Source organism: Streptomyces sp. NPDC127190, from assembly GCF_042672505.1.
In the GTDB taxonomy this organism is placed as follows: Bacteria; Actinomycetota; Actinomycetes; order Streptomycetales; family Streptomycetaceae; genus Streptomyces.
In genome coordinates this window covers 160,922-173,989 of record NZ_JBHXVE010000010.1, presented here as the reverse complement: position 1 = coordinate 173,989, position 13,068 = coordinate 160,922, and the positions used below count along the sequence as shown (strand labels likewise).

At 71.3% G+C, this 13,068-nt stretch carries 12 protein-coding genes; 5 read left to right on the top strand and 7 right to left on the bottom strand.

Going from position 1 to position 13,068, the window contains the following annotated elements:
* Positions 1-133 precede the first annotated feature (133 nt).
* The 3 genes from ACFVIU_RS17930 (at position 134) to ACFVIU_RS17920 (ending at position 2,978) form a co-directional block, all read left to right on the top strand.
* The gene (locus ACFVIU_RS17930; RefSeq protein WP_385843462.1) at positions 134-883 is read left to right on the top strand and encodes an FHA domain-containing protein; all 750 of its coding nucleotides are present in this window, start codon (positions 134-136) and stop codon (positions 881-883) included.
* On the top strand, positions 880-2,400 hold the full coding sequence (locus ACFVIU_RS17925) for a protein kinase (RefSeq protein ID WP_385843460.1): 1,521 nt from the start codon (positions 880-882) through the stop codon (positions 2,398-2,400). Before ACFVIU_RS17930 ends, ACFVIU_RS17925 begins: the two co-directional genes overlap by 4 nt.
* 122 nt (positions 2,401-2,522) lie before the next feature.
* Positions 2,523-2,978, top strand: coding sequence for a hypothetical protein (locus ACFVIU_RS17920; RefSeq protein ID WP_385843459.1), 456 nt, complete (start codon positions 2,523-2,525; stop codon positions 2,976-2,978).
* 53 nt (positions 2,979-3,031) lie between these two features.
* Here the strand turns inward: ACFVIU_RS17920 and ACFVIU_RS17915 are convergent, their stop codons facing one another.
* The 4 genes from ACFVIU_RS17915 to purN are packed head-to-tail and all read right to left on the bottom strand — an operon-like array spanning position 3,032 to position 6,614.
* Entirely contained in the window at positions 3,032-3,391 is a 360-nt protein-coding gene (locus ACFVIU_RS17915; protein WP_385843458.1) for a hypothetical protein, read from the bottom strand.
* Positions 3,392-3,396: 5 nt separating this feature from the next.
* Positions 3,397-4,398: a polymorphic toxin-type HINT domain-containing protein gene (locus ACFVIU_RS17910; RefSeq protein WP_385843456.1), complete on the bottom strand. Its 1,002-nt coding sequence runs from the start codon at positions 4,396-4,398 to the stop codon at positions 3,397-3,399.
* A gap of 12 nt (positions 4,399-4,410) precedes the next feature.
* On the bottom strand, positions 4,411-5,979 hold the full coding sequence (purH, locus tag ACFVIU_RS17905) for a bifunctional phosphoribosylaminoimidazolecarboxamide formyltransferase/IMP cyclohydrolase (RefSeq protein ID WP_385843455.1): 1,569 nt from the start codon (positions 5,977-5,979) through the stop codon (positions 4,411-4,413).
* Positions 5,976-6,614, bottom strand: coding sequence for a phosphoribosylglycinamide formyltransferase (gene purN, locus ACFVIU_RS17900; RefSeq protein WP_385843453.1), 639 nt, complete (start codon positions 6,612-6,614; stop codon positions 5,976-5,978). The genes purH and purN overlap by 4 nt, the downstream gene beginning before the upstream one ends.
* 710 nt (positions 6,615-7,324) lie before the next feature.
* Between purN and ACFVIU_RS17895 the strand changes: the two genes are divergently transcribed.
* Entirely contained in the window at positions 7,325-7,729 is a 405-nt protein-coding gene (locus tag ACFVIU_RS17895) for a hypothetical protein (protein ID WP_385843452.1), read from the top strand.
* Here ACFVIU_RS17895 and ACFVIU_RS17890 read toward each other — a convergent pair.
* Positions 7,726-9,588: a DUF6350 family protein gene (locus ACFVIU_RS17890; protein WP_385843451.1), complete on the bottom strand. Its 1,863-nt coding sequence runs from the start codon at positions 9,586-9,588 to the stop codon at positions 7,726-7,728. The genes ACFVIU_RS17895 and ACFVIU_RS17890 overlap by 4 nt on opposite strands.
* Positions 9,589-9,650: 62 nt before the next feature.
* Here ACFVIU_RS17890 and ACFVIU_RS17885 point away from each other — a divergent pair, with 62 nt between their 5' ends.
* Positions 9,651-10,622: an RNA polymerase sigma factor gene (locus ACFVIU_RS17885; protein WP_385843449.1), complete on the top strand. Its 972-nt coding sequence runs from the start codon at positions 9,651-9,653 to the stop codon at positions 10,620-10,622.
* 125 nt (positions 10,623-10,747) lie between these two features.
* On the opposite strand, the gene sucD is transcribed toward ACFVIU_RS17885, so the two are convergent.
* Together sucD and sucC are read right to left on the bottom strand one after the other, a co-directional pair.
* On the bottom strand, positions 10,748-11,632 hold the full coding sequence (gene sucD / locus ACFVIU_RS17880; RefSeq protein ID WP_385843448.1) for a succinate--CoA ligase subunit alpha: 885 nt from the start codon (positions 11,630-11,632) through the stop codon (positions 10,748-10,750).
* Positions 11,633-11,660: 28 nt separating this feature from the next.
* Positions 11,661-12,839, bottom strand: coding sequence for an ADP-forming succinate--CoA ligase subunit beta (sucC, locus tag ACFVIU_RS17875; protein WP_385843446.1), 1,179 nt, complete (start codon positions 12,837-12,839; stop codon positions 11,661-11,663).
* Between the last annotated feature and the right edge of the window lie 229 nt (positions 12,840-13,068).

Below are 13,068 nucleotides of genomic sequence, written 5' to 3'. Positions count from 1 at the left end.
CCCCGCGGAACGGTTCACGCCAATCCACCTCAAGGGCCGTGTCTCACCCGCTCAGGGGAGACACGGCCCTGGTGTGTTCGCCCTAGTCTGGCCCGGTAGCCGTCAGGCACCCGTCAGGCACGGGAGACGCACCTTGTACAGCATCATCGTCGTACCTCCGCCGACCCCGGAGGACCCACACCGGCGCGAGCGCCTCCGGCTGGCCCCCGGCGAGCGCCTCACCTTCGGCCGGGCGGCCGGCAACGACCTGACGATCCCGCACGACGGGGTCTCCCGCCGGGCCGGCGAGCTGGGCGCCCAGGGGGCGTTCTGGATACTGAGCAACCTCTCCGCACGGCAGACGTACGTCGTGGAGAACCCGGAGGGCGCCGGCGAGCACATCAAGGTCGGTCCCGGCCGGCTCGACGCCCCGGTCCCGTTCGAGTTCTCCCGGATCGTGCTGCCCGCCGCCGGTGACCTGCTGGCGCTGGAGGTGTGGGCGCCGCGCCACGACTATCTGCGCGACGGGGCCGGGGCGGACGGCGACACCACCGCGCCCGCCTTCTCCGTCGACCGCACCACACGCTACTTCGCCGTCCTGGCCGCCCTGTGCGAACCGCGGCTGCGCGGCGACCCGCACGCCCCGCTGCCCACCGTCGACCAGGTCGTGGACCGGCTGCGCCCCGCCTGGCCGGCCGCCTCGCGCACCTCGGTGCAGTGGAACATCGACTACCTGGCCGTGAAGCTGCGCCTCAAACCCGGCCCGGAGGAGGCGGAGCAGGGGCCGCGGCTGAACGGCAAGAAGGAGTCCCTGGTCTCCCTCGCGCTCCGCTTCGACCTCGTCCGGGAGGACGACCTGGCCGTCCTGGCCGGGACCGGTACGGCCGGCCGGGCACCCCGGTGACCGAGCCGTACGCCGTACCCGTGCCCCGGGGCTACCGGGTCGGCGTCTGGGAGGTACGCGAGCCCATCGCGACGGGCGCCTTCGGCAGTGTGTACGTCGGCCGGCGCACCGGCGGCTCCCCGGAGCTGCCCCGCACCGCCGCCCTGAAGTTCCTGCCGACCGGCACCGGAACCCCGCGCCAGCTGACCCACCTGCGCGAACTCGTCGAGCGCGAGATCGCGCTGCTGGGCCGGCTCCGGCAGCCCCGGCTGATCCGGATGTACGAGACGCTGGTCGTCGACGACCCGGACCACCCGGCGCTCGACGGCGCGACGGTCCTCGTCCTGGAACGCGCCGCGGGCTCCCTGGCCACCCTGCTCGCGGCCGAACCCCGCCCGGCGGCCGGTCCCGCGCTGCTCGCCCAGATCTGCGCGGGCCTGACCCAGCTGCACGGCGCGGGCTGGGTGCACGGTGATCTGAAACCGGCCAACGTCCTGCTCATGCCGGACGGTTCGGCCCGGCTCGCCGACTTCAACATGGCCGCGGAACTCGAGGGCACCCACGCCTACACCCCCGCCTTCTCCACCCCCGACTACACCCCGCCCGAGCTGCTCTGGTCCGAGATCGGCGAACGCGGCCGCCGGATCCGTCCCTCCGCCGACGTCTGGGCGTACGGCGTCCTCGCCCACCTGGTGCTGACCGGCTCCTTCCCGCTCCCCGGCGGCACCCCGTCGGCCCGCCGGGACGCGGCCGTCGCCTACGCCCGCGGCACCGACGAACTGCGCCTGTCCCCCGAACTCCCCACCGTCTGGCGGGACATCGTCCGCGACTGCCTGGCCCGCACCCATGCCACCCGCGTCACCACACAGGCCCTGTCCCGCCGGGTGGCAGCCGCCTCCGGTACGACCCCCACCCCCCGCCTGCGCCGCCGTTCCCGCATCGCCCTGGCCACGGTCTCGGCCACCCTCACCGCCACGCTGGCCTGGACCTGGGCCACCCGGCCGGACGCCGCCCCCGGCCACCACGGCCCCACCCCGACCGCCCTCGCCTCCTACGGCTCGGCGGAACTCCGCACCGACAGGGGCGTCCCCGTCGCCTACCGCAAACTCATCGTGGACGCCGCGCACTTCTGCTCCCGGCGCGCGGTCACCCCCGCGCTGATCGCCGCGATGCTGAAGGCGGAGAGCGGCTTCGACCCGAACCTCTCCGACCCGGAGAACCAGGAGTTCGGCATCGCCCGCTGGACCCCGGGCGTACTGCGCTGGTGGATGAACGACAACGGCATCCCCGCGCCCTCCACCCCCGCCCCGCCCCTGTCCCCCTCCCTCTCCATCCCCGCGATGGGCCGCTACCTCTGCTTCATCGACCCCCGTCTCAAGCCGGGCCTGCCCGGCGACAAGCCCCTGCTGATCGCCGCGGCCTACCGGACGTCGTACGCGAAAGTGAACGCCGCTCACGGAATCCCCCCTCGCTGGCGCGCCTACTGCACCCGGGTCGCCCACTACCTCAAGGAGTACACACCGCCGGCCCCCAGCTGACCCTCGGACATCCGAGGTACCCCTCCCCCGGAACGGCTGCGACGCTGAAGTCACTTCGCCCCGCGGTGACCACGCCGGGGCGGAGCGACCGACACCGCACAACCGTTCACAAGGGGGAACACGTGAACCTCGCCAAGTCCGCCGCCCTGTTCGTCGCGGCCACCGCCCTGCTCGCCGGCTCCACGGTGGCGGCCACCGCCGCCGCACCGGACAGCCTCCAGCAGGTGGCCGACCACGTCCTCGCGGGCCACCCCAAGCCCCTCTCCGTCTCCGCCGACACCGTCCGCTACGACGGCCTGACCCTCACCAAGGCCCCGAAGAACAGGTCCGCCGCGAAGGACCTCGACTGCGCCTACGGCCACCTGTGCATGCTCGTCAACGGCACCAAGTTCGACTTCTACAAGTGCCAGACCTGGAACCTCGACAACTGGACCGGCGACGGCCCCTACACCAACAACCAGACCCCGGGCACGGTCGCCAAGTTCTTCAACCAGGACGGCAGCGTCCGCTGGACCTCCACGGCCTACGACGCCGGCACGGCCACCTGGGACCCGATCTGGTCCCTCCGCCCCTGCTGACCTGACACCAAACGGCCTCCGGCCCCCTCGGGGGAGGGCCGGAGGCCGTCTGATCACCCCTGCCGCGTTTCCAGGAAGATCCTCCGGAGATTCCCCATCAGGTGTTCATTGATACGGGCCCCTTCCTGACCGGAGGAAGGCAGGTTTTCAACAAACGAAACCCTGATCAATTCCCTTACCGCACAGTTTCCATGCACGTATGCAGTCTCGATAAAATCAATCAATCGAACCCCGACGGCTTCTTCAGTCACGCCTTGCCCCGCATGGCCGAACAAACCCACTGCCCATCGGGCGACCTCTGCGAGGAAAACATGGGAGAGGAATTCTTCATAGAATTCCAGATGTTCGGCACGCATGCCCTCAAGCTGCGGAAAGCCCTGTAGAAGCCCCTGAAAGAACTGCTCTTCATCCATTCCCATCAATCCCCCGCAAGGGCCGACTTGAGGTCGGCAAGTAGACTTCTCGCAACGATCAAATCGTGCGGATCCCCGCCTCTATGATTCCTCGATATCCATTTATTAAGCGCCTTGGCGTACTGATTCCCCTTGGCTACGTGGTTACGGCCGTGCACGAGTTGACCGGAACTAAGCTCGTCACGAATCGCAGACATCGTCGTACCGTCTCCAGTCCGAGCCGGATTGGTCGTCCCCTTATAGAGATCGTTAACCAAGTTCTGCAGCCTCGAATCGGAGACGCTTGGCGTTGGCAGAACACAGCCGTTGCTGTTGTGCACCAGGACCGGGGTCTGCCCAGCGAGCACATAGTACGTATGAACGCCGCTCACCGTGAGGTCATGGGTGATCTGTCGCTTGGTGAAGTGGCGGACGGCGGCGATCTTGACCTGGTGTCCTGCTTCGGTGCGCAGTGTCATGCCGGGGCGCAGATCGCCGGCATCCACCCACGCACCTTGGGACGGAGACCAGAAGGGATGGGTTGTGGTGGCAACGACGGAATGCCCGGCCACACCATCGGCATGCTCATCTATCGTGAGCGCAACGAAGTCCTTGTCGTCCTTCGTGGTGATGGTGTCAAGGACTTCGCGTGTCGTTGTTTTTCCGGTTCTCGGGTCGGTGGCAATGACCGCGTCGTCGGCCCGGATGTCCTGAATCTGCTTGGCGCCACCCCCCTTGACCAGAACCTGGGTGTGGGAGACGAAGCTGTGACAGGCCCCAGCAGCAACGCTTTCTTCAGCGGCCCCGTAACCGTAACCTCCCGCAGAGAGTGACTCACCCAGGACTTCCTGAAGGCGGTAATTATGGAAGGGGGATTCTACCGAATGCCCAGTCAGGGCAGCTTTGCCCGGACTGTTGCCTGATCGCGGTGACGTCGCCGGCCTGGCCGGTACGGGAAGGCCCCGGCGCGGACGAGAGGTCCGGCCGGGGCCTGTTGGGGGGGTGGGGGGCGCCTGGATGGGTGGCACCCTCCGGTTGCGTCAGTGGAAGAAGTGGCGCGTTCCCGTGAAGTACATCGTCACGCCCGCCTTCTGCGCGGCCTCCACGACGAGTTCGTCGCGGATCGAGCCGCCCGGCTGGACGATCGCCCGGACGCCGGCGTCGATGAGGATCTGGGGGCCGTCGGGGAAGGGGAAGAAGGCGTCGGAGGCCGCGTAGGAGCCGCGGGCGCGGTCCTCGCCGGCCCGCTCGACGGCCAGCTTGCAGGAGTCGACGCGGTTGACCTGGCCCATGCCGACGCCGACCGAGGCGCCGTCCTTGGCCAGCAGGATCGCGTTGGACTTCACCGCGCGGCAGGCCTTCCAGGCGAAGGCCAGCTCGGCCAGCTCCGCCGGGGAGAGCGCCTCGCCGGACGCCAGGGTCCAGGTGGCCGGGTCGTCGCCCTCGGCCTGGAGGCGGTCGGCGACCTGGAGCAGGGCTCCGCCGTCGACCTGCTTGATCTCGACGGCGTTCGCCGGGCCGTCCGGGGCCTTCAGCACCCGGATGTTCTTCTTCTTGGTGAGGGCCTCCAGGGCCCCCTCCTCGTAGTCCGGGGCGACGATGACCTCGGTGAAGATGTCGGCGACCTGCTCGGCCATCTCCTTCGAGACCGGGCGGTTGACGGCGATGACGCCGCCGTACGCGGAGACCGGGTCACAGGCGTGCGCCTTGCGGTGCGCCTCGGCGACGTCCGCGCCGATCGCGATGCCGCACGGGTTGGCGTGCTTGATGATCGCGACACAGGGCTCGTCGTGGTCGTACGCGGCACGGCGGGCGGCGTCCGTGTCCGTGTAGTTGTTGTACGACATCTCCTTGCCGTGCAGCTGCTCGGCGTCGGCGAGGCCGCCCGTGCCGTCGACGTAGAGGGCGGCGGGCTGGTGCGGGTTCTCGCCGTAGCGCAGGGTGTTCTTGCGCTCGAAGGTGGCGCCGAGGAAGTCGGGGAAGCCCGAGTCGTCGGCGGGGGCGTAGCCGGTCGCGAACCAGGTGGCGACGGCGACGTCGTACGCGGCCGTGTGCTGGAACGCCTCGGCGGCCAGGCGCTTGCGGGCGGCGAGGTCGAAGCCGCCGTCCTGGACGGCGGCGAGCACGTCGGCGTAGCGGGCGGGGTCGGTGACGACGGCCACGGACGGGTGGTTCTTGGCGGCGGCGCGGACCATCGAGGGGCCGCCGATGTCGATCTGCTCCACGCACTCGTCGTCCGAGGCGCCGGAGGCGACCGTCTCGCGGAACGGGTAGAGGTTGACGACGACGAGGTCGAAGGGCTCGACACCCAGCTCGGCGAGCTGCTCGCGGTGGCTGTCGAGACGCAGGTCGGCGAGGATGCCCGCGTGCACCCGCGGGTGCAGGGTCTTGACCCGGCCGTCCAGGCACTCGGGGAAGCCGGTCAGCTCCTCGACCTTGGTGACGGGGACGCCGGCGGCGGCGATCCGGCCGGCCGTGGACCCGGTGGAGACCAGCTCCACACCGGCCGCGTGCAGGCCGCGCGCGAGGTCTTCCAGCCCGGTCTTGTCGTAGACGCTGACGAGCGCCCGGCGAATGGGCCGCTTCGTGCTCTCGGCGGTGGCGGTCACTGGATAACTACCTTTCGTCCCTCAATGCGATGGCCGTGCCGGGCGATCCGCCCCACGACCTCGACGAGCAGCCTTCGCTCGACTTCCTTGATGCGCTCGTGCAGCGCGCTCTCGTCGTCCTCGTCCCGGATCTCCACCACGCCCTGCGCGATGATCGGCCCGGTGTCGACGCCGTCGTCGACGAAGTGGACGGTGCAGCCGGTGACCTTGGCGCCGTACGCGAGTGCGTCACGGACGCCGTGGGCCCCCGGAAAGCTGGGGAGAAGGGCCGGGTGGGTGTTGACGAAGCGTCCGCCGAAGCGGGTCAGGAACTCCTTCCCGACGATCTTCATGAACCCGGCGGAGACCACGAGGTCGGGCTCGTGGGCGGCGACGGCCTCGGCGAGCGCCGTGTCCCACTCCTCCCGGGTCGCGTAGTCCTTGACCCTGCATACGAAGGTCGGCAGCCCGGCCCGTTCGGCACGGGCGAGCCCCTCGATGCCGTCGCGGTCGGCCCCGACGGCGACGATCCGCGCGCCGTACGACTCGGCTCCGGTGCGCTCGATCTCGTCCAGAAGCGCCTGGAGGTTGGTGCCGGATCCGGAGACCAGCACGACGAGGCGCTTGACCGCTGGGCCAGCGGGGGTGGCGGCCACGGTGGGGCCCTTTCTCGGGGAAACTGTGGAACTTGTACATTCGTACGAATGCTTCGTGTCCCTCGATACGGGGAACTCTACGAAGCAGCCGACCGTCAGCAACGATACCGGCACACTGGACAACCCCCACGGGACGGGGGCGGGGCCGGAAGGTAGCGTCTGCGAGGAGCGGGTTCGGGAGCGTCGGGAACGCGGTTGTCGTGCGGTGCGTTCACGAAGTGACCGCCCGTTCCGTACCAGTCGGATTCACCTAGGGGAAGACGCTCATCTTGATGCCGGACCGCAGCCCGCGACTCCTCACGCTCCCCCCGCAGTCGGCGCAGGCCGGGGCGCACGTCACCGTGGTGCTGCGAGAGCGGCCGACCGCACCGCCGGAGGCGTCCGGAAACGGACGGAACGGCGGCTGCCCGAGCGGTGAGCGCGGGGACGACAATCCGTTCGCGCCCCCGCCGGAGGGTGCCCCGGACCGCCCCTGGCAGCCGCGCCACCCGGAGGGGACGGGCGACGCCCCGGGTTCCGATGCGGGCCAGGGTCAGGGTCAAGGGCACGGTCCGGGTCAGGGGCACGGTCCGGGTTCTCCGTGGGGGAACCAGTGGAGCGACCGGCAGCCCGGGCGCTCCCCCGGCGGCTTCGGTGAGCGGCCCGGCGGCGGCCCGCAGGGCGGTCCGCAGGGTGGTCCGGGCGGCCCCGGTGGGCCTGGCGGATCCGGCATGCGGTGGGATCCGAGGGACCCGGCGCAGCGCCGCGCGCGCTACGCCCTGCTGTCCGGCATGTGGTCGGTCTTCTTCGTCCTCTTCGGCTGGCCGTACGTCGCCCTGCTGCTCGGCGCGCTGGCCCTGTACTGGGGTACCAGCGCGCTGCGCGCCACGTCGCGCCCGAACGGCCCCGGCACCCCGGCCGTCGGTCCCGGCCGCCCCCAGCTGACGGCGGCCATCGGCGGCCTGATCACCGCCTCCCTGGCACTGCTGCTGGTGGCGTCGACCTTCACCGTCCAGCTGGTCTACCGGGACTACTACACCTGCCTCGACGACGCCCTGACCCACGAGGCCAAGCAGTCCTGCGAACAGCTGCTGCCGCAGCAGCTGCGCGGGGTGCTGGGGGCCGAGAACGGTTAGCGGCCGTCCTTCGGCGGCTCCGGTTCCCGTGCCGGGTCCGGTTCCGGTTCCGGCGTCGCCTCCCGGGCCGGTGTCCGGTCCGGGTCCTGGGGCGTGGGCTCCTCGAGCTGTGTCCGGGGTCCGGCCGGAGGCCACGGCGCCGGTGGCCAGGGGGTCGGCGGCGCGGGGGGTGCCGGGGGCTGTCGTACCGGGTCGTCGGGGAGGGGGAGGTCGCCGGGGGCTGCCGATTCCCTGAGGGCTGCCGCTTCTCTCAGGGCCGCCGCCTCCTTGAGGGCCGCCCAGCGGGAGGCGCGCGCGCGATCGTCGTGCCAGTCCGAGGGGTAGGGGTCGGCGGTGGCGTCCACGGGAAGGACCTCGTACGCGTCGTCGGCGTCGATGTCCCCGGCCTCGGCCGCAGCCACGTCCCTGGGCGGCACCGGCTGCCCCGACGGCACGGAGGACGTGGACTTCTCGCCGGGCGCCGGCTTCTTGTCCGCTTTCCCGTCCGGCTTCTGGTCCGGCTGCTTCACCGGCTCCGCTCCCTGCGCGGGGATGGCCGCCCCCCGCCCACGCCGGCCGCGCAGCCGCCACGCCCGTACGACCAGCGCCACCGGCAGGCCGGTCACGGCCGTCCACGCCCCGGCCGCTCCGCCGGTCTGCCACCACACCGGGCCGAAGCGGGCCAGCGCGGCCACGCCCAGCGGGCCGCCCGCCAGCTCGGCGAGCAGCGCGAGGATCCCGGCGCAGAGCACGGCCGTCAGCAGCACCACGGCGGCGGTACGCCCCGCCGACCAGCGCATCTGTGGGGGCTCCCCCGGCTGCCCCCGCCCCGGCCGCCGTACGGACGCCCGCGCCACGAACCATCCCGCCGTCACCCCGGCGGTCAGCGGCACCAGTCCCGCCGCCCAGTTCAGCGGTGTCCCGGCGCCCGGGTCGGGCACGGCCGCGAGCAGCGGGAACGGCGGCAGCAGCGGGGCGGGGTCGGAGACGAGCGCGTGGACCGGGTGCCCGGCGCCGAGCGTGAAGCCCGGGCCGAGAGCGTAGGAGTCGGCCCACACCGCCGCGTTGGGGATCAGCGCGATGCCGAGCAGCAGCACGGCGAACCGGCCCGTCCAGCCCTCCGTCAGCTGGAGGAAGGAGGCCCGCGCCGTGTCGCCGTGCCACGCCAGTGACGTGCCGAGCAGCAGCGCTCCGCCGCCGAAGAGCACAGCGGTCGCCGCACCGGCCGCGCGGACGGCCGTACCGAGCCGGGCCCGGGCGTCCGCGCCGAACACCAGCCGCCGCACGGGACCCGGCAGCACCACCAGCACGCTGAGCAGGGGTTCGCGCGGGCGGCCGTGCGCCGTCCACACCCCGGCGGCGGCCGCGCCCGCCGCGACGAGCGGCAGACAGACCGTCACCCAGCGCACTTCGGGGCGCAGTTCGCCGCCGGAGCAGTAGAGGGTGGCCGCGCCGCCGACGGCGAGGTAGCCGAGGACCACGCCCGTCCACACGGTCCGGGCCGGCACCGGGGGCGGTCCGTCGGGCTCGGTGGGGGCGTCCGTGGCGTCCCGGGCCGCCCGGTACACCAGCCACACCGGCAGTGCCAGCAGCAGCAACGGCGTCACCCCGACCGGCAGGGGGGCGCCGGAGAGGGTCTCGGTGCGGACCAGTTCCACGCCGTGCGCCAGCAGCCACAGCGCGGCGGCGACATGCAGCGCGCCGTCCGGTCCGCTGTCCGGGTACGGAGAGCTGATCCACATGCCGAGGACGAGCACGGCGAGCGAGCCGAGGCCGAGTCCGGCCGCGACCACGCCGGCCAGGAGGCTCGCGGCCAGCCCGGGCGAGCGGTCGCGCACCCGGGCGAGCAGGGACGTCGGCGACGGTCGGCGAGCGGTCATCTGGGTCACCCCGCCATGCTCCCAACGACACGCGCTTTCCCGTCGTAACAGGCGAACCCCCGATGTGTCGCTCAATATACGTTTATGTTCTTTTTCGCACGGAAGGACGGTGCCGCACGGTGACGACGCAGAGCACTGCCGGCCCGCTGCCGCCGCCGAAGGAACGCCGACGCCTGCGCGCGGCCCGCTCTCTGACACGGGATCAGGAGCCGTCGGCGCCGGAGGCGGAGGGTCCGGCGCCGCTGACGCCCGCTCAGGCCTTCGACGCGCTGTACGCCTTCTGCGCCCCCGCCCTCGTACGCCAGACCTATCTGCTCACCGGGCGGCGCGAACTGGCCCGCGAGGCCGTGGAGCGGGCCTTCCAGCTCGCCTGGCAGCGCTGGCCCGAAGTGGCCGCGGACCGGGACCCGGCGGGGTGGGTGCGGGCGGTGGCGTACGACTGCGCGCTCTCCCCCTGGCACCGCTTCCGCCCGCGCTACCGCGCCCCGGAGCCACCGCCCGCCGACCCGGCGGACCGGGCGCTGCTGCACGCCCTGCTCCGGCTCCCGCCCTCCTACCGCCGCACCCTCGTGCTGTACGACGGGGTGGGCCTCGATCTGCCGGAGACGGCGGCGGAGACGGAGGCCAGCACTCCGGCGGCCGCCAACCGGCTGACCCATGCGCGCGAGGCGGTGGCCGCGCGGGTGCCGGAGCTGGCCGACACCGCGCTGCTGCACCGGCGGCTCGCCGAGCTGGCCTCCACGGAGCGGCTGCGCGCGGCGCGGGCGGAGCCGGTACGGCGGGAGTGCGAACGCCGGAACGCGTTCTGGACGCGGGCGGCGATCGCGTTCACGGTGACGATCATCGGCGCGACGACGCTCACGCTGCGGACGGCGCCGACGCACTACGAGGCGCCGATCGCCCCGGCGCAGGCGGTGCGGGGTGTTCCGGCGCCGGTCGCCCTGGGGCCGCTGTCGCGCGAGCAGCAGGCCCTGCGGGCGAAGCTGCGCGCGGCGCCGGGCGGGCGGGAGAGGGTGCTGCCGGAGGCGTGGTGAGGGCCGGTTGTGCCTCCCATGGGGCCCCATGGGGCTGCCGGGGGGCTGCCGGGGGCTGCCGATACGCCGGTAGGCCCGTCCCGGGGAAGCGGGACGGGCCTACCGGCGTTCTACTGCTGCGACGCTCAGGCGCTCAGGATCTCCCGAGCCAGCTTCGCCGTCTCGGTCGGCGTCTTGCCGACCTTGACGCCGGCGGCCTCCAGGGCCTCCTTCTTGGCCTGTGCGGTGCCGGAGGAGCCGGAGACGATGGCGCCGGCGTGACCCATGGTCTTGCCCTCGGGCGCCGTGAAGCCCGCGACGTAGCCGACGACCGGCTTGGTCACGTTCTTCGCGATGAAGTCCGCGGCACGCTCCTCGGCGTCGCCACCGATCTCACCGATCATGACGATCAGCTCGGTGTCGGGGTCGGCCTCGAACGCGGCGAGCGCGTCGATGTGCGTGGTGCCGATGATCGGGTCGCCACCGATGCCGACGGCGGTCGAGAAGCCGATGTCACGCAGCTCGTACATCATCTGGTACGTCAGCGTGCCGGACTTCGAGACCAGGCCGATGCGGCCCGGCTTGGTGATGTCGCCCGGGATGATGCCGACGTTCGACTGGCCCGGGGTGATGATGCCGGGGCAGTTCGGGCCGATGATCCGGGTCTTGTTGCCCTTCTTGCCGGCGTACGCCCAGAAGTTCGCCGAGTCGTGCACGGCGATGCCCTCGGTGATCACGACGGCCAGCGGGATCTCGGCGTCGATGGCCTCGACGACCGCGTCCTTGGTGAACTTCTCCGGCACGAAGATGACGGAGACGTTGGCGCCGGTCTTCTCGACGGCCTCGGCGACCGTCCCGAAGACGGGTACCTCGGTGCCGTCGAAGTCCACGGTCTGACCCGCCTTGCGCGGGTTCACGCCGCCCACGACGTTCGTGCCGTCCCCGAGCATGAGCTTGGTGTGCTTCATGCCGGTGGCGCCGGTCATGCCCTGGACGATGACCTTGCTGTCCTTGTTGAGCCAGATAGCCATGGTGTGTTGGTGTCCTCGTCCTGAGTGCTTACTTGGCGGCGTGGGCCAGCTCGGCGGCCTTGTCGGCCGCGCCGTCCATGGTGTCGACGCGCTGCACCAGCGGGTGGTTGGCGTCGGTGAGGATCTGCCGGCCCAGCTCGGCGTTGTTGCCGTCGAGGCGGACGACGAGCGGCTTGGTGACGTTCTCGCCGCGGTCCTCGAGGAGCTTCAGGGCCTGCACGATGCCGTTGGCGACCTCGTCACAGGCGGTGATGCCACCGAAGACGTTCACGAAGACGGACTTGACGTCCGGGTCGCCCAGGATGATCTCCAGGCCGTTCGCCATCACCTGGGCGGAGGCGCCACCGCCGATGTCCAGGAAGTTGGCGGGCTTGACGCCACCGTGGTTCTCACCGGCGTACGCGACGACGTCCAGGGTGCTCATGACGAGACCCGCGCCGTTGCCGATGATGCCGACCTCGCCGTCGAGCTTGACGTAGTTGAGGCCCTTCTCCTTGGCGGCCGCCTCGAGCGGGTTGGCGGCAGCCTTGTCGTGGAGCTCGTCCCACTCGTGACGGAACTCGGCGTTGTCGTCCAGCGACACCTTGCCGTCGAGGGCGATGACGTCACCGGAGGCGACCTTGGCCAGCGGGTTGACCTCGACCAGGAGGGCGTCTTCCTTGATGAAGGTGTCCCACAGGCGGACGAGGACGTTCACGACCTTGTCGGCGACCTCGGCCGGGAACTTCGCGGCCTCGACGATCTCACGGGCCTTCGCCTCGTCCACGCCGTCGATGGCGTCGATCGGCGTCTTGGCGACGGCCTCGGGGCGGGTGGCCGCCACCTCCTCGATCTCCATGCCGCCCTCGACGGAGGCGATGGAGAGGAAGGTGCGGTTGGCGCGGTCCAGGAGGAAGGAGACGTAGTACTCCTCGACGATCTCCGGAGCCGTCTCGGCGATCATCACCTTGTGGACCGTGTGGCCCTTGATGTCCATGCCGAGGATGTTCTCGGCGTGCTTGACGGCCTCGTCCGTGGAGGCGGCCAGCTTGACGCCGCCGGCCTTGCCGCGGCCACCGACCTTCACCTGGGCCTTGACGACAGACTTGCCACCGAGGCGCTCGGTGGCTGCGCGGGCCGCCTCAGGCGTGTCGATGACTTCACCGGCCAGCACCGGTACATCGTGCTTGGCGAAGAGGTCCCTCGCCTGGTACTCGAACAGGTCCACGCGCTTCCGTCCCTATCAGTGATCTCGCGGTTCGTTGGATGCGTGGGCGTGCCGCGAAGGGCAACGTGACGTCCGCTTGTCACAAGGGAGGCGCACACGGTGTCCGAGCGCGCGGCATGTCCGTCTCGCAGGTTATCTCTGCTTGCGGGGGCCCTCTAAATCGCGGGTCACACCCGAGCGGTGATACCTGTCACATGATGCCGGGTTTCCTGACACAGGGTGCCGTAAT

Coding starts and splice junctions, on each gene's coding strand:
- ACFVIU_RS17890 (WP_385843451.1), bottom strand. CDS start 9,588: ATGACCGCTCGCCGACCGTCGCCGACGTCCCTGCTCGCCCGGGTGCGC.
- sucD (WP_385843448.1), bottom strand. CDS start 11,632: ATGGCTATCTGGCTCAACAAGGACAGCAAGGTCATCGTCCAGGGCATG.
- ACFVIU_RS17885 (WP_385843449.1), top strand. CDS start 9,651: ATGTGTCGCTCAATATACGTTTATGTTCTTTTTCGCACGGAAGGACGG.
- ACFVIU_RS17915 (WP_385843458.1), bottom strand. CDS start 3,391: ATGGATGAAGAGCAGTTCTTTCAGGGGCTTCTACAGGGCTTTCCGCAG.
- ACFVIU_RS17895 (WP_385843452.1), top strand. CDS start 7,325: ATGCGGTGGGATCCGAGGGACCCGGCGCAGCGCCGCGCGCGCTACGCC.